Raw genomic sequence first — 15352 nt, forward strand, 5'->3', positions numbered from 1 at the left:
GTCCGGGTGGCGGAATGGCAGACGCGCTAGCTTGAGGTGCTAGTCCTCGCAAGGGGGTGGGGGTTCAAGTCCCCCCTCGGACACGAGCGTTATTCACCCCCACGGGGTTGATGGAGACATCAGCTTCGTGGGGGTTTTGCTTGTACCGAACTTGCAGGTCTATCGCCTCGTACAGCTCTTCGAGTCTCGTCGGCGCGCTGTCTCTCAGTGCCGCGCTGACGTCTCCTATCAGGTCGATCGCCGCGTAAATCTCAGCGACGTCCACCTCCACCGGTGCTGGGACGTTGTCCAGGGCCGCTCGTGACGCGAGCCTCTCGGCCTGCGCCTCGTTGATCGCCTCGACCAGCGCCGCAGGGTCCACACCGGCCATGATCGCGTTCTGAAACCTGGTCAGCTTGGCTTCCGCCTCAGCGAGCCTCTTCTTCGCGGCATCGCGACCGATCTGGATGACCGGCTCTTGCGAATCCATCAACGCGGCAACGGTCCGGTCGCGGTTCTTCCTATCGAAGACGTGCCCCAGCCAGCCATTCACCGCATCCTGAAGAGCGTCCTCCCTCAAATAGACCGCGCCAGGATGCGACGTGAGCACTGGTGATCCCGGAGCCAACGTGCGTGCGGGACACCGGTAATACATCGCCTTCTTCCGGGGACTGCCCTCCATCTTCCGACCGCAGATGTCGCACCGGATACGACCACGGAACAGGTAGCGGTGTTTCAGCGCACGCCCAGACCGTTCCGTCTTCCGCGCGCTCCGCAAGCTGCCCTTCGACTTCCGCAGAAGCTGCGCAGCCGTGAAGTCCTCAATCTCCACGATCTTCGGGTGCGCAGGATTACGCGACCGGACCACTCGATCCGGACTGGCTTTCCGAAACCGCACCACGTGACCAGCCGACACGTCGTCAGGGTCGAGCAGCGTCTCGAACTTCGTAGAGCGGCCGAAGAACGCATAGCCGGTGTAACGAGGGTTCTCCACGATCGCCCGCACAGTGCCGCCCTGCCAACCATCGCCGGGCCGATGCTTGTTCTGATCCGGCCGGCGCGCGGACGGACACAGAATCCGGTCACGGTTGAGCCCGTTGGCAATGGCCCGATCACCCATACCGCTCAAGTACTCGGCAAAGATGCGCTGGACAACCCATGCGGACTCGTCATCGATCGCGAGCACCCGCAATCGGTAGCCCTCCGCTGACTTGCGCGGATTCGGATGCGGACCGCCGTCTACCGTCACGTACCCGTACGGCGCTCGGCCGCCCTGGTGACGTCCCTCGTTGAGCACCTGCGTATCCATCGCGGCCCGAACACGCGCCTGCACGTGCTGGCGCTCGGACTCGCTCATGCCACCGAGCACGCTCATCAGCATCTTGTGCGACGGATTCCGTGGGTTGTACTTCCCGCCCAACTCCGGCACCCACAGGTCAACGCCGTATGCCTCGAACCGAGGAGCGATCAACGAGAACTGGTTGCCGAACCAGCACCTCGTCCCCTCCCCCACCACGACGGCGTTCCAACCACGGTGTGGGTTCTTCAGCGCTGCCAGCAACCGTGAGGCTTCGTCCCGCCGCTCCCACGGCACGGACCGCGACTTGCCGATGTCGAAGAACTCCTCAACGATCCGGCCACCCAACGGCCCGACGAACTTGTCCGCGTTGCCGAACTGCCAGCCGCGCGACGTCTCGGGGTCCTGGTTGTCTTCAGTCGAGCACCGGCCGTAGCCCGCTACCGGACCGATGCCGTCCTCCACGACGTCGCTGACCTCGATGCCCCACAGGTCATCGAGCGTCGCCCATGGGTCCCGGCTGATTTCAACCGTCATCACACCTCCCTCCCGGAGGCCCGATTCAGGGCCTCCGCCTCGCTCAGCTCGAACAGGATGTCTAGCAGTATGCGGCTTACTCGCCTGGTGAGGACAGGCAACTCCGTCGGAAGGTTGACCTTCAGCTCTCCGCGGTCCGGATCATCGCCGGTCATAGCTGGTCCACACCTGACAGGCCAGACGAGCCGATTTCAACAATGGCCGCTCGGATGTCCGCCGTCAGATATCCCCTGACACGACGCGTGCCCTCTTCCTCCTGGACGTACTGCCGCGTGGGCCGGCAACCAAGGTCGCCCATGTCCTTGCCGAATGTCGTCGGCTCGACGTCCAGCGCCTCCACCAGCTCGGCCGTGGGCACGAACTCCCGCTCGTCCAGTCCGTCACCGAGGTAGTCCACGACCGCAGACAACGGCTCCGGCAGCTCGATCTCGTCGCGACCCGGCTCACCGATCGCCTGCACGACCTCCGCGCGATGGAGCAGCGGCGCGTCCTGCCCAGCGGCCTGACCGGTCAATGTGCCTTCGACCTCGCGGAGCGCACGGCCTCGTTCGCAGATAGCCCGCCAGTCCTCATTGGGCATGTAGAACGTCCGCACGGTCAGCGCTAGCACGTCGGCGCCGGCCTGCGTCTCTCCGTCCGGCCGCAGGATGCCGACTCCCTTGTGCGACGGAAGCAACCGGCTGCTGTCGTATCCGCGGGTGTTCATCTGCTCGCCGAGCACGATGTTGCTGTCCCGCCAGTCCATGACCCGCAACGCGAACCGCGAACCGAGCACGGCCCGCAACTTCGACGGAATCGTGTTGCTGTCCGGCCGTTGCGTAGCGAGCACCAGGACCAGGCCGGCCGCCGGAGCCTTCTTCGCGAGCCACGTGAGCAGCTCGCCGATCTGCTCCCCTGCCGTGAGCTTCTTCCCCTGCACCACAACAGGAGTGCGATCCTCCAGTGCAATGTGGACCTCGTCGACAATCAACGCCGTGATCGGCATGTCCAGCGACGGATCACGCGACATCGCCGGAGTCACCTTCGACTCGGGACACGTCACGTCGTCCAGGTCCTGCATCCGCCGATACCGCCGCTGAACGTCCGCAACCAACTCAACGAGCCAGCCCAGGAACGCCAACACATGCTCGCTGTCGTCGCCGGCCATGAACCGGTGCGCGACCTGCTCCGCGGCCTGCCAGTCCTTCCCGTTCTTGAAGTCGGCGACGTACAGCCGCGCGTACGGATCGAGAATCAGCCCAGCAGCAGCCAGCCGCTCGGCCATCGTCTTGCCCTGCCGAGGAATCGCGCCGATCAGCACCGACGTCCACACCAGCGGTAGGTCGATCCGTCGTCCACGCGCGTCGGTGCCGAACGGCACCGGTCGCCACGCGTCCCAACGCTCGACCGCGAGCAACGGTGTTCCGATCGGCGGTGAGGCGTACGGGTCCTCATCGGCAACCCACATCGCCACACGTCCGGCATGACCGCCGTTGCCACGCACGCGCTCAACGCTCAGCTGGATCTCATCCACCGCCAGTGCCGACGCCAGGTCCTCCCGGTGCTTCACGACGTCGGCCGCCTTGCGCGTGGCAGGCAGATCCACCGTGATCGCCCAACCAGCACCCTGCCGAGACGCCCGCTCGACCAACCGCAGGGACTCGTCCTTCCCGATCAGCTTGGCGTCCCGGAACGCGTCGACCAGCACCTGAGAGTCCATCGTCCACGTCAGCGTGCGCGGTCCGGCGAGCACGGACTTCCGCCCTGGTGAACCGTCCTTCGCCCGTCCGACTATCGCCAGCACGGCCGCGCCAACGCCTCCAACACTCCACAACACCACGTCGCCGTAGAGCACCCAGGCCACAGTGACCACCGCACCGCCGACCAACAACACGGTCCCGGTGACTTTCCACCGGAACAACGTCAGCGCGCGGATCTCAACGAACTTGTCCGCCAGCTTCTCCGACTGCTCGGCAGCGTCGCGGTAGTCCCGCACCCGAACCCAGTTCCGCCAGCCACGCGCCGCAACCACCAGGCCACGACCGACAGCACTCGCACACCGGAGCGGAGCCCGAAGCACCCAACCGAGCGCATCCTTCGCGGCAAGCTTCAACGCCTCCCGAGACTTCAGCGCCGGAGGCACCACCCGCGAGTAGCGCCAGGTCGTCTCGACCCGCCGAACGAGCGCAGCACGCTCGTCGACCAACTCACCTTCCAAGACCCGCTCGGCAGGCACCAGCTCGCCGTTCACGGCTGGTCCCCGTTCAACGCCGCAGCGAGCTTCGAGGACAACCCGCGCGAGCACCCCGTGACCTCACGGACCCAAGCCGGCGAGACCTTGGCGCTCGACTTCCGAGCCTTGCGAGCCACCGCCAGGTACTCCGCGAACGAGGTCCGCGGAGCGGGTGCCACGGCCTCCACCGTGGCACCCGCAGCGGTCCCAAGCTTGTCCCGCAACTCCGTCACAGCCTCAGCAGCAACGAACACAACGAGCGGCGGCACCGAGTGCAACACCACGAGCGCCGCAGACCCGGCCACGAACGCGCTCCAGGTGTTCATGACGTATGTGGCTCCCAGCGTGAACCACTTGGCCGCGCGCACCCATCCACCGAGCCGCACCCCGTGCCGAGCAGTCACCTGCTCGGCACGGAGAATCGCCAGCAGCACCAGCGACACCATCGGGTCCAACAGCCACGCCGCGAACTAGGCAAGTGACCACACCGCCGCACCGGCCGCCGCGAACTGCTGAACGTTGGTCATCGTGAACGCGAGCCCGAGCAGAATCCCGGTCCAGCACAACCGGTCCACCTGCACAGCAACCCGCTCGATCGGCTCGCTCACTTCCGATCACCACCACGGCCACGAGGCTTGTACGTGGTCACCGTGAGCGCCTTCGTCAGCGTGTACGACGCGAGCAATGCCGGCACTCCGAGCACCGCGAACAACAGCCAGCCGTTCCCGCCGTGCGTCACGACCACCCACTGAACGATCACGATCAACACCGCGTTCACGACCACGCGCCCACCGAGCGACATCAGTCGAACGCTCGTCCGCGCCGCACTCGCCGCCGCCTTCGCCCGACGAGAACCAGCCCGCCAGACCAACACCAGAACCAGGAGGACACCGACCGCGGCCAGCACCTGAGTGGGCGTCACGCTGATGGCGTTCATGAACGCGGCCCCCTCTCGGCCCGTTCACCGCGCTGAAGCCAGTGCCAGTGCACCTCGCGCCGCTCGTCCTCCGGCAACGCACCCCACACCCCGACCGTCTCAGCACCGGCCGTGCGCAACTCCAGCTCCAAGCACTCGTCCCGCACGGGACACCCGGAGCACTGCCGCTCAGCCAACTCCCGATCGGTCAGTTCCTCGTCCGCCCACGGCGGTTCACCCGTGAACGCCCACATGCACAGCCCGTCGCTCTCGACGACGTCGGTCAACTCATCGGTCGGCACCCATCGCAAGTGGTCCAGCGACCAGGCGATCCCGACCAGCCGCAGATCAGTCACGAAGCACCCCCGGCTCCGAAAGCACTCGCCGAAGCGAGCTACCGGGGACGACGAGACGGCCGTACTGGCGCTCAGCCGTCAGCAGCCCGAGCCGGATAGCCCGGAACACGAGTCCCTGGCTGATGCCGAGCACCCAAGCGGTCTCGCGGATGGAGTGAACAGAAGACACAGAAGTACGCATAGGAATAGGCCCTTCAAAGAGTGAGCTGACGATTTCAGCTCTAATTTATTGATTTCAGCGCGCATGAAGCCGAGTTTGATCCCGCACAGCGCGAAATGCGCCGTGTCACGTCTCCAAACAGCGCAAGGCGGCTAATATCAGCGCCGAGGCGGAACGCGGAGGAATTACGTGTCGGAGGATTGGGCGGCAGTCGCCAGAGCCATCAACGAGCGCGTGAACGAGCTCGGCTGGCGTCAACGCGAGCTAGCAGAACGCTCGAACGTCTCCCAGGCGATCGTCCGCGAGATCCAACACAACACAGTGGAGCGCCGGCGGGGGCCGCGGACGCTGGAGTCCTTGTCTACAGCCATGGGCTGGCACCCGATGCACCTCGACGCGGTGCTGCACGGCCGCCGCCCACCCGAGCGAGACGAGCCGATCACCGACCCCGGCGACTCGCTCTGGTCGCGTTTGGACAGTGTCGAACAGCGCCTGATCGACATCACCGAACGCCTCGACGACCTGAAGTCGGACCTCGCGTCGGTAGCGAAGCAAGTCCGCGAGAACCGGTAGCGCGGTGCGTTTCTGCTGGTTGAGCGCTTTGATTTCCATGCACCAATTCCAGCGTGAATCGGCGCCCGAACCCATGCATGTCCAATGCAAGTTCAATGCAGGTTCTGCGCTCCGGGGGTAGCGCGAGCATGAGCGTGAACGACGAGTGGACCGGCCAATCAGCGCGTTGCCTACAGGCCGCGCTGCGCATGACTCACGAGGCTTTCGCCGAACACCTCGGCATCGGCGTCCGCACCGTGGCCTCCTGGCACCAGAAGCCAGACACCAAGCCACGCTCAGGAGTCCAGCGCGAACTCGACACCGCCCTGGCGAACGCCCCCGCTGACGCAGCCGACCGTTTCCACGAGCTGGTCAACGGCGGCCCGCTGGACCTCCCGGACGGGGCGTCCAAGGACGCGGAACTCCGTCTCAGCGAAGACGCGACTATCGTCGCCGCTCTCGACTGGCTCGACGCACGCGCAGACTGGGACCCCGGCACGGCCCGCCGCGAAGTAGCCGCACGACTGGCAGCCCTCGACCTGCACGCCCTCCAGGACCGCGGAGTCCTCCGCGGTCGCGTGAACCAACAAGACACCGCCAGCGCACTCGCGGACTACTACGGCACCTCGACCACCGGCCACGGTCGCTACTCCGCAACGTTCGGCACGAACACGGCAGCCTCCACGACCGTGCTGACGCACCCGGACTGGCTAGACCTCGACTGCCCGCTGTTCCCCAAGCACGACAAGCTGAAGCTCGCCGGCGTAACCCCGGCCGACAACATCACGATGGATGAAGCGAGCGCAGACCGCGCCGCGCAACGGCTGGCCGAAACGCTGGCCCTGGGACACCGCATGGTGAACATGCCGCTGTTCCGGCTGCTCGACGTGGACATGCGCAAACACCAGCTCGCGGGCACCGTGGGCGTGACGGACTTCGTGGGGTACGTGGTGACGATGGACCTGCTCGAAGGCGAGCTGGTCGACGCGCTCACCACCGACAAGCCGACGAGCCCCGGCGCGCTCCCCCTCCGCGACACCTACATGCCGAACCTGACGGCCGCACTCAACGTCGGCGACCGAATGTGCGCAGGCGGTGCCCTCGCGCTGACAGCCATCGCCCGCCCCGCGGACGCGTTCCGCAGCGAACCGGACTACCTCCTACTCGTCCAGGAGCGCTCAGGCCACGTGATCAACGCCGCCCGCCGCCTGGCCGTGATCCCCAAGGGCTTTCACCAGCCGCTAACGGACTTCCGCGCCGATACACAGGTGGGCGCGACCCTCCGCCGCGAGATGGAAGAGGAACTGTTCGGCCGCGACGACGTAGACAACACCGTCGGCGAACAACGCCACGCAGACCCCATGCACCCAAGCCGACTTTCCGAGCCGATGCGCTGGCTACTGGCCGAACCCGGCCGCCTTCGCATGGAGTGCACAGGCTTCGGCCTGAACCTCGTGAGCGGCAACTTCGAGTTCGCCAGCCTCATCGTCATCGAGGACGAGGAATTCTGGACGCGCTACGGCGGAGACGTCCAAGCCAACTGGGAAGCGACCCGTCTGCACCAGTACTCCAGCCGCGACGCGGAGCTCCTGGACGAACTCGTGAACGATGTAGCTTGGAGCAACGAAGGGCTCTTCGCCCTTCTGCAGGGCCTACGCCGCCTCCGAGAAATCGGCGGCACCCGCGTAGACCTGCCAGAGATCGAATGGGAGATCAGGTGACCGCCAACTGGCAGGCTGGCAACGCCGCGGACGACAGCACGGAGACCCGCGGCTGGCTGGTCGGACACTTCATCGACCCATCGATCGGCGTCCGCTCCCAAAAGGACGTCGAAGTGAAGTGGGGAACCCACCCCGCCGGCGACAAGCGTCCGGAGTGGACCGCAGACGACCAGCGCACGACCCTGGTCCTGTTGGTAGAAGGCAACTTCCGCGTCGACACCACCGACGGCAGCAAGACCATGACTCGCCAGGGCGACTACATCATGTGGGGACCGGGCGTAGACCACTCCTGGGAAGCCCTCGCGGACTCCGTCGTCATGACCGTCCGCTGGCCATCACAGACCTGACACCTCAAAGCCAGGCAGCTTCACCCGCGATCCGCCGACCTCACGCAACCGCCGGAGCCCTTGGAGCAACGCGAACAACCCTTCGTTGCTCCAAGCCTCCTGCTGCACCAGGTCCGTGATGAGTTCGCCGTCCAAGCTGGAGTACAACGTCAGCCCGGACGCCTCCCAGTTCGCCTCAAGCTGCCCGCCGAACCGCGGCCAGAACTCCTCGTCCTCGATCACGACGAGCGTCGCGAACTCGTAGTTGCCGCTCACGAGGTTCAGTCCGAACCCAGTGCACTCCATCCGCATCCGGCCGGCCTCGTCCTCCAGCCACCTTATCGGCGCAGACCAGCGCCCAGGATGCATCGGCGATGCCGCCCGCGAACCACCAGCAGTCGCGTCCACATCGCCACGCCCGAACAACTCCTCCTCCAGCTCTCGCCGAAGCGTGGCACCGATCCGGACATCAGCCCGAGGATCGGTAAGCGGCTGGTGAAAGCCCTTCGGGATGACCGCCAGCTTCCCAGCGGCGTTCACCACCTGGTCCGACCGCGTCTGCACAATCAACGCGTAGTCCGCAGCACCTCGGGACGGGTCCGTCGGCCGCGCAATCGCCACAAGTGACAGAACACCACCCGCACAGACGCGCCCAGCGACATCGAGCACAGCATCCATGTCCGGCAAGTACTCGTCCCGCAACGGGTGCAGCACACCGGAGCCGCTCGCCACCGCATTCGCCAGCTCCGCTTCGAGCAGATCCATCGTCAGCGCGTACTCGACAAAGCTCCCCATGTCGACAGTCCCGCCGATGCCCCGTGAGTCGACGTCGATCTCCGCCAACCGGTACAGCGGCAGGTTCGCGAACCGCACACCGAGAGCAGCCGTCATCACGAGCCGCTGGACAGCTGCCTCCGCGCAGCCTGTGTCCAAAGCAGGCACCGCCCCAGCTCGCTGCACGAGAGCCAATCGCTCGTGGCCAGCGTCGAGCGACAGCCCGAGGTCATTCCATTCGGCCCGCGTGAACACGCTGGTCCGAACATCCAAGCCCAGGCCACGGACCCCGAACGTGGCGTCGGTTCGGTAGTACCGTCGCACAGCGTCCGCGATCTGACCCCGGCCGATCCCGCCACGCCGTGCCCGCTGTCCCTGGAGCACCCCGACGTCTGCGACCTTCAGCCCGGCACTCACCTTCGCCGCGGCTGAACCTGACGGCCAGCCAGCCGCACCGTCCAACCACTCGAACGCACCCGCCAAGCCCGGATGAGCCGACACGCCAACCACACTTTCCGCAGGACCGTGCTCCATCGGCGGAGACAGCAACACCTCGACCGTCGCACCGAACATGCTCTCCAGCAGTCGGGCGGTACTCGCCTTCACCTGACCAAGAGGCTCGCCGCCAGACCGACGACCAGCAACAAGCCTCTGAAGGTGCCGAAGCCCGAGCGTCCCAGGCTCCTGATGCTCTCGCGCATACAACTCAGCTTCCTCGACAAACTCCTCCAGCGTCAGCCGGCGTTCCCAAATCCGCTGCTCAAGCACGGTGCGAAACGTCCGCATCGCCCCTCCTAGCTGTACTGATTCGTGACGTTGTTGATGTCTAGGCGGTCAGTCGGGTGATGGGTGGCTGGCCGCCGAGGGCGGTGTGGGCGCGTCGTGTGTTGTAGTGGTGGACCCAGCTGGGCAGGGCGGCCAGGCGGTGGTTGTTGCCGGTCCAGGCTCGGGCGTAGGCGAACTCGGTTTGCAGGGTGCGGTTGAAGCGTTCGGCTTTGCCGTTGGTCCAGGGGCAGCGGGGTTTGGTGAATCGGCGGCGGATGCCCAGCGCGACGCAGACCGCTGCCCAGGTGCTGCCGACGCGGTAGACCTTGGCGTTGTCGGTGAGCACCCGCAGCACCACGACGCCCTGGTCGCGGAACCAGGCCACCGCCCGGTGCAGGAAGCCCGCGCAGGTGCGGTCTTTCTCATCGGGCAGTGCTTCGACGTAGGCGATGCGGGTGCGGTCGTCGACCGCGACGTGCAGATAGTCGTAGCCGATACCGCGGCCGCGCACGGCTTCGCTGCGGCCGTGGACCCGCCAGCCGCCGCCGTCGGGCACGCGCCCGAGTTTCTTGACGTCGACGTGCAGCAGGTCGCCGGGCCGGGGGCGTTCGTAGCGGATGCCGCTGTGGCGACGCCGCACCGGCAGACCGGTGATCGGGTCGGCCGCGGCCAGCGCGGGCTCGCCGCGGCGGCGCAGGACCCGGCCGATCGTGGAGGCCGGCAGCCCGAGCAGGCCGGACAGGTGCACCGGGCCCCGCCGCGTCTCCCGCCGCACGGCCAGGATGCGGTCCTCGACCTCGACCGGTGTGCGGGCCGGGCTGCGGTGCGGACGCGAGCTGCGATCGGCCAGGCCCGCGTCGCCTTCACGCCGGTAGCGGGCCAGCCACTTGTGCACGGTGGCGCGGGAGATGCCGAGCTGCTCGGCGATGCACGCCGGTGACCACCCGGCCGCGCGGCGGGTCACGATCAGCCTGCGGGCATGGATCGTGGTGCGGGCGTTACTGTGCACGCGAGGACCTCCGTGTGCCGATGGGATGCGTCAGACACATCCACTCCGCCCGGAGGTCCTCCCATGTTCAACCCGACACGCCGTCAACAACCTGATTAGTCACTACACCTAGCTCGCCAGGTCGATTCAGGACGTCCCTGGTCGCCTCCAGGCCGTACCGCTGATCGAGCGCTGATGAAATCTTGATTTCAGTCTGACACGCCCACTCAACACCCGTCAGACCGTCCGGTGACGTGAGGACTCCGCGTCCGCCTCAAACACGTCACCGGACACCCCAAACGCACGTCTGCGAGGGAAGGGAGTCGCCATGACCGCAATCACGGTCGCCTTCGGCCTTGTAGCAGCGGCGACATGGTCATGGGTCATCGGCGACCACTTCGACTGGTGGCAACGAGCAGCCGCACGCCGACGTCACCAGAGCCCTAGCCACTAGGCCGGGCGCACGGATGGACGGCCTCACAGCCGAAGCGTTCGGCGAGAGGTGGTTGTCGCTCACCAACGAGCAGCGCTCCGAGTTGCTGTCACAGCTACGAGAGAACCAGCTCAACGAGAGGGCGCTCGACGAGGCGCCCACCAACCACGGCGAGAACGAACAGCCCTTCAGGTCCGCGAGCACACCGATGCCGAGGTTCTCATCAAGTTCTTCGCACCAGAGCAAGGAATTGGGACATGCCCAAGAGGTACTCCACCGCGCGCGGCCGTGAGTTCGGCGAGAGGCTGCGAGCGGCCATCGCTCAGGCGGGCATGACCTCTCGACAGCTTGCCGACCTGCTCGGCTGGCAGGAGGCCAAGGTCTCGGACATGGTGAACGGCAAGGGAGGGGTCACCACTCTGGAACTCGCGATGGTGCTCGGCGTCTGCCGAGTGCCTGAGTCCGAGCGCGAGTACCTGCTCAGCCTCTTCCCGACTACCGAGCTGAATGGCTGGTGGCAGCCACACGGCAAGCGCGCACCAGTCCGATCGCACACAGCCCGTAGCAACCTTGCCGCAGCTAAGACCCTCGTCAGCTGGCAACCTCATGCGATCCCGGACCTCCTCCAGACAACTGATTACGCGCGTGGAGTGCTGGCCGCTTCAGCCACCGTGCCGGCGACCGAACTGGACGAGCGGCTGCGTGCGTTGCAGGAGATGCAGGAGATGCTGCGCAGCGATCTCCACTGCACGTTCTACATCCACGAGTTCGCACTTGAACTCCAGGTCAGTGGACGCGAAGAGCACATCGCCCAACTGCAACACCTCATGCGCATGGCGAACTGGAAGAAGATCAGGATCTTGATCCTGCCCGCGACGGCCGGTGCGCACGCCGGCATGGCGGGACCGTTCACACAGCTCACGTTCCCGAAGTACCAGCCGCTGATCTGGATCACCACCGAGAACTCCAGCCTCTTCGTCGAAGAAGAACACGCGGTCGAAGGGTACGAGGCAGTCGTCCAGGAACTCGACAAGATCAGCCTCGACGAGGACCAGTCGCTGAAGTGGATCTCCCGCCGATGCGTACGCCTCCAGGAGTCCGACGCCGAGGACGTGATCCACGACGACAAGGACGAACCCTTTCCTCCGCTGTAGGCGACAAGTGCTTCGCAACCGAGATGAGAGCGAGCAGAGCGATCGTGAGGCGTCGACCTCCTCATGCCTAAGGACTTCCGAGCTACTGCGCTCGAACGCGCTGTCGGCCGAAAACTGGCCAGATGGCGGGACGAACGCGATCTCAGCCTCGTCGAAGCAGGCAGCCGCGTCGGTTTCAGCAGCGCCAAGTTGTCGATGATGGAGAACGCGATACAGCCTTCCGCGGCCATCGACATCATGGCGCTGGGCTATGTATACAAGGTGAGCACGCCCGAGTGGCAGCTCGTGATGACGCAGGCGCAGCACGCCGCGGACCTGAGAGTGCACCGGCAGCCCCAAACAGCCATCTTCGACCCGGCTGAGGACTTTCCACTCCTCATCGCTGATGCGACGCGGCTGCGGACGTTCGCCACGGACACGGTGCCGGCCATCTTCCAGCTCGCCGACTACACCACGGCAACGACACAGCACGACGCCTATGCCAAAGCCCGACAGCTCTCGCGCGTCACGGAGACATGGGCAACCCGTTCGACCAGCGACGACCCCCTTGCCGTCGAAGCGGTGTTTCCCGAAGCGGTGCTGCGACAGGTAGTAGGCGGCAGGCGCGTCATGAAGGCACAACTCCTCTACCTCATGGAAGTGAGCGAGCTGCCAGAAGTGAGCCTTCGGGTGGTACCGCACTCAGCTGGTGCCTATCCCGCGCTGAGCTGCCCCTTCACGTGGCTGAGCTTTCCGCACCGACAGCACAACGATATGGTGTACACAGAAACGTTCCTGCGGTCCGAGTACGTGGAAACCCATGCCCAACTCGAGCAGGTGGCAGAGCGGTTGTCTGCACTGCGGACGTTGGCGCTCGACGGAGGCGAGTCGGTGGAGCTCATCGCCGAGGCCGCCACGCGCATCTAGCTGAACCCTAGCGCGATGGGCGCGGCCGTCATGGGTCTCGCAGTAAACGCAGCCTGATCAGATCGATCTACCGGTGTTCACAAGAATCGGCGACAGAGCCCAAGATCTGCGACTGCCAGGTCTTCATCTGGTCGATCAACGTTGCACTCGCGGTCGCCTGCGAGGACCACTGCGACATCCTTGGGGTTGTGAGCCTGCAACGGTGCGCGAGTATCAAGGTATTAGCTGCACGTATGCACTGAACTCAAGAACCGCTTCATGGTTGCTACGCGCCCGTACGCCGTCGCCTACCAGTACTCGTTGCTACACGGTCTAACGCCTCCTTGGCGACCGTGGCAAGCGCACGAGCCATGAGCGGAGGCACTGCATTCCCTACCTGCTTCAGCATCTGCCACTCACTCGACTCAAACACGAACCCGTCATGGAAAGACTGGAGTCGCGCTGCCTCGCGCACGGTGATCCATCGATGCAACCAAGGATGCACCCACTCGGACATGTCACGGTGCATCTGCGCGAGGATTGTGTGCGATGGCCGATCCGGATGCAGCCGGCGCCACTTCTCCGCCCGCGTACCAGACCACACACTGGCCGGAAGGCTCTTTCCGTTCGCACCAGGCTGGAGGTGCTTAACCAGCTCCTGTCGCCGAGGCTCCATGCCCTTGGTGTGGTGGTTGTGCAGCAGCATGGGGCCATTAAGCGCTGATCTCTTGTGCTGCTTCGAGTACCACAGCCCGTCACGGTCGACTCGAAGCTCTCGTGCAGCGGGGCTGACACGGCCGCCCTTCGGGTACAGCAAAGGCGAATCGTCTAGCGAAATCTCTGCCGGGAGGTCACGAAGAACGTTGGCTACGGTTGGTGTCGGCACACGTTGGCTGTCTAGGATCTTGCCGAGAAAGTCAGACGCTGGCATGCCGAGATCAAGGTCATTCCGCACACCGAAAAAAATTGCGCGCCGTCGTGTCTGAGCCACACCGAATTCATCGGCAGAGACGACCAACACCCCTGCGTTCAGGTATCCTGCGTCGGCCATCGCATCCATCACCGCGGTCTTGAACTGTCCGCCACCTATCAGGAGCATGTTGGGCACATTTTCCATCAAGAAGACACTTGGGCGCAAGTCAGCCAAGACTCTGATGAACTGTTGATACAGCTGGTTCCTCGGATCCTCTATGGAGCGTGGCCCAATCGAGCTAAAACCTTGACAGGGCGGACCCCCAAAAACCAGATGGGTCGGCGCTCCACGAAGCCGCCTGAAACGCGAGCGCTGCTCTTGCCATGATCTGGCATCATCGACCAGGAAGTCGCAAATATCGCCTTCAAATAGCGGCACCTCAGGAAAATTTCGCCGATAGGTCTGGGCCGCGTATTGGTCGGACTCAACCGCAGCGTTCACCGAAAATCCGGCTAGACGAACTCCATCACAGAAGCCGCCACAACCTGAAAAAAGTGATACCGCCCGATACCGATGCACCGTTCCCCCTCGCCTTTGGCCCGTTGCCGCGAACGATGAGGCGACGGCATGCCGCGAGATGATACTTGATCAACCGCGACTCATCGAGCATAGGCGCTACGGTGGTTACGACCTGCGCCCGAGTTGCACCCTCAGGTCGCTAACAAGGCCAGCCACCACCCGCGCAGCCATTTCAGGTTCTTCGTGCTCCCACACCCGTATGACGGTCCAGCCAGCGTCGCCCAACAGAGCGTTGGTCTGCTCGTCTCGACGTCGGTTGCCGGAGATCTTGTCGACCCAGTAGTCGGTGTTTGTCATCGGCTCCTTGTAGTGCAACGGGCAGCCGTGCCAAAAACAGCCGTCAACAAATACTGCGATCCGAAGGCGGGTGAAGACGATGTCTGCGGTTCTCCGGACTTGCGGAACAGGTCGGGTGCACACACGAAACCGCAGGCCAGAAGCATGCAGCAGTGACCTCAGCGCCTTCTCCGGCCGAGTGTCGCGGCTGCGGCACGCCAGCATCGTGCGGCGGATCGCGTCGCTCGACGCCCAACTCACCTGACCACGAGTCAACCCGCCTCCTCCCCTGATGCCGACAGCACGGGGACCGCGTCAGTCGTCTAACGCTGGCACACCGGCGTTCCGTCCCCAGTGTCGGAACATGCAGTCGTGCGGTTACATGCTCGAGCCCACAGAAGTCGAAGCAGGAAGCAAACACTCGATCTCCCTATGACACATCGTCCGATCGAGTGAATCTCACGTCGAGGGACTCAGGATCCTGCGAGGCCTCTAGATTTGATCTGTTCGGCCTGCACACCTTGGCCGA

General features: G+C 65.0%; 13 protein-coding genes, 1 tRNA gene and 1 pseudogene. 6 read left to right on the forward strand and 9 right to left on the reverse strand.

Annotated features, from left to right (window positions below):
* Positions 1-83, forward strand: a tRNA-Leu gene (locus ACVDFE_RS00610).
* Here the strand turns inward: ACVDFE_RS00610 and ACVDFE_RS00615 are convergent.
* From ACVDFE_RS00615 to ACVDFE_RS00635, 5 genes and pseudogenes are all read right to left on the reverse strand, one after another.
* Positions 65-1813, reverse strand: a complete 1749-nt coding sequence (locus ACVDFE_RS00615; RefSeq protein ID WP_458429230.1) for a recombinase family protein — start codon at positions 1811-1813, stop codon at positions 65-67. The genes ACVDFE_RS00610 and ACVDFE_RS00615 overlap by 19 nt on opposite strands.
* Positions 1814-1964: 151 nt before the next feature.
* Positions 1965-4043, reverse strand: a complete 2079-nt coding sequence (locus tag ACVDFE_RS00620) for a cell division protein FtsK (protein ID WP_458429231.1) — start codon at positions 4041-4043, stop codon at positions 1965-1967.
* A pseudogene (locus tag ACVDFE_RS00625) lies at positions 4040-4633 on the reverse strand (hypothetical protein). Before ACVDFE_RS00625 ends, ACVDFE_RS00620 begins: the two are co-directional and overlap by 4 nt.
* Entirely contained in the window at positions 4630-4962 is a 333-nt protein-coding gene (locus ACVDFE_RS00630) for a hypothetical protein (protein WP_458429232.1), read from the reverse strand. Before ACVDFE_RS00630 ends, ACVDFE_RS00625 begins: the two are co-directional and overlap by 4 nt.
* Entirely contained in the window at positions 4959-5297 is a 339-nt protein-coding gene (locus ACVDFE_RS00635) for a WhiB family transcriptional regulator (RefSeq protein WP_458429233.1), read from the reverse strand. The genes ACVDFE_RS00630 and ACVDFE_RS00635 overlap by 4 nt, the downstream gene beginning before the upstream one ends.
* A 349-nt stretch (positions 5298-5646) precedes the next feature.
* Between ACVDFE_RS00635 and ACVDFE_RS00640 the strand changes: the two genes are divergently transcribed.
* From ACVDFE_RS00640 to ACVDFE_RS00650, 3 genes are all read left to right on the forward strand, one after another.
* Positions 5647-6030 carry a helix-turn-helix domain-containing protein gene (locus ACVDFE_RS00640; protein ID WP_090062704.1) on the forward strand — a complete coding sequence of 128 codons (384 nt, stop codon included), beginning with the start codon at positions 5647-5649 and terminating at the stop codon, positions 6028-6030.
* Between the two features lie 128 nt (positions 6031-6158).
* Positions 6159-7730 carry a transcriptional regulator gene (locus tag ACVDFE_RS00645; RefSeq protein ID WP_458429234.1) on the forward strand — a complete coding sequence of 524 codons (1572 nt, stop codon included), beginning with the start codon at positions 6159-6161 and terminating at the stop codon, positions 7728-7730.
* On the forward strand, positions 7727-8077 hold the full coding sequence (locus ACVDFE_RS00650) for a signal peptidase I (protein WP_458429235.1): 351 nt from the start codon (positions 7727-7729) through the stop codon (positions 8075-8077). The genes ACVDFE_RS00645 and ACVDFE_RS00650 overlap by 4 nt, the downstream gene beginning before the upstream one ends.
* Here ACVDFE_RS00650 and ACVDFE_RS00655 read toward each other — a convergent pair.
* Together ACVDFE_RS00655 and ACVDFE_RS00660 are read right to left on the reverse strand one after the other, a co-directional pair.
* Positions 8066-9616, reverse strand: a complete 1551-nt coding sequence (locus ACVDFE_RS00655; protein WP_458429236.1) for a transcriptional regulator — start codon at positions 9614-9616, stop codon at positions 8066-8068. The genes ACVDFE_RS00650 and ACVDFE_RS00655 overlap by 12 nt on opposite strands.
* Positions 9617-9656: 40 nt before the next feature.
* Entirely contained in the window at positions 9657-10604 is a 948-nt protein-coding gene (locus ACVDFE_RS00660) for an IS481 family transposase (protein ID WP_458429237.1), read from the reverse strand.
* 669 nt (positions 10605-11273) lie between these two features.
* Here ACVDFE_RS00660 and ACVDFE_RS00665 point away from each other — a divergent pair.
* Together ACVDFE_RS00665 and ACVDFE_RS00670 are read left to right on the forward strand one after the other, a co-directional pair.
* A complete protein-coding gene (locus tag ACVDFE_RS00665) occupies positions 11274-12170 on the forward strand; it encodes a helix-turn-helix domain-containing protein (RefSeq protein ID WP_458429238.1) in 897 nt (298 codons plus the stop codon).
* Positions 12171-12233: 63 nt separating this feature from the next.
* The gene (locus tag ACVDFE_RS00670) at positions 12234-13076 is read left to right on the forward strand and encodes a DUF5753 domain-containing protein (RefSeq protein ID WP_458429239.1); all 843 of its coding nucleotides are present in this window, start codon (positions 12234-12236) and stop codon (positions 13074-13076) included.
* Positions 13077-13341: 265 nt separating this feature from the next.
* Here the strand turns inward: ACVDFE_RS00670 and ACVDFE_RS00675 are convergent, their stop codons facing one another.
* Positions 13342-14547: a DNA cytosine methyltransferase gene (locus ACVDFE_RS00675; RefSeq protein WP_458429240.1), complete on the reverse strand. Its 1206-nt coding sequence runs from the start codon at positions 14545-14547 to the stop codon at positions 13342-13344.
* A gap of 105 nt (positions 14548-14652) precedes the next feature.
* Positions 14653-15099, reverse strand: coding sequence for a very short patch repair endonuclease (locus tag ACVDFE_RS00680; RefSeq protein WP_458429241.1), 447 nt, complete (start codon positions 15097-15099; stop codon positions 14653-14655).
* Positions 15100-15352 lie beyond the last annotated feature (253 nt).

The organism is Lentzea chajnantorensis, assembly GCF_054300775.1.

Bases quoted from the DNA above. Each gene is read 5' to 3' on its own strand.
- ACVDFE_RS00615 (WP_458429230.1), bottom strand. From the start codon at position 1,813: ATGACGGTTGAAATCAGCCGGGACCCATGGGCGACGCTCGATGACCTG.
- ACVDFE_RS00630 (WP_458429232.1), bottom strand. From the start codon at position 4,962: ATGAACGCCATCAGCGTGACGCCCACTCAGGTGCTGGCCGCGGTCGGT.
- ACVDFE_RS00645 (WP_458429234.1), top strand. From the start codon at position 6,159: ATGAGCGTGAACGACGAGTGGACCGGCCAATCAGCGCGTTGCCTACAG.
- ACVDFE_RS00655 (WP_458429236.1), bottom strand. From the start codon at position 9,616: ATGCGGACGTTTCGCACCGTGCTTGAGCAGCGGATTTGGGAACGCCGG.
- ACVDFE_RS00665 (WP_458429238.1), top strand. From the start codon at position 11,274: ATGCCCAAGAGGTACTCCACCGCGCGCGGCCGTGAGTTCGGCGAGAGG.
- ACVDFE_RS00670 (WP_458429239.1), top strand. From the start codon at position 12,234: ATGCCTAAGGACTTCCGAGCTACTGCGCTCGAACGCGCTGTCGGCCGA.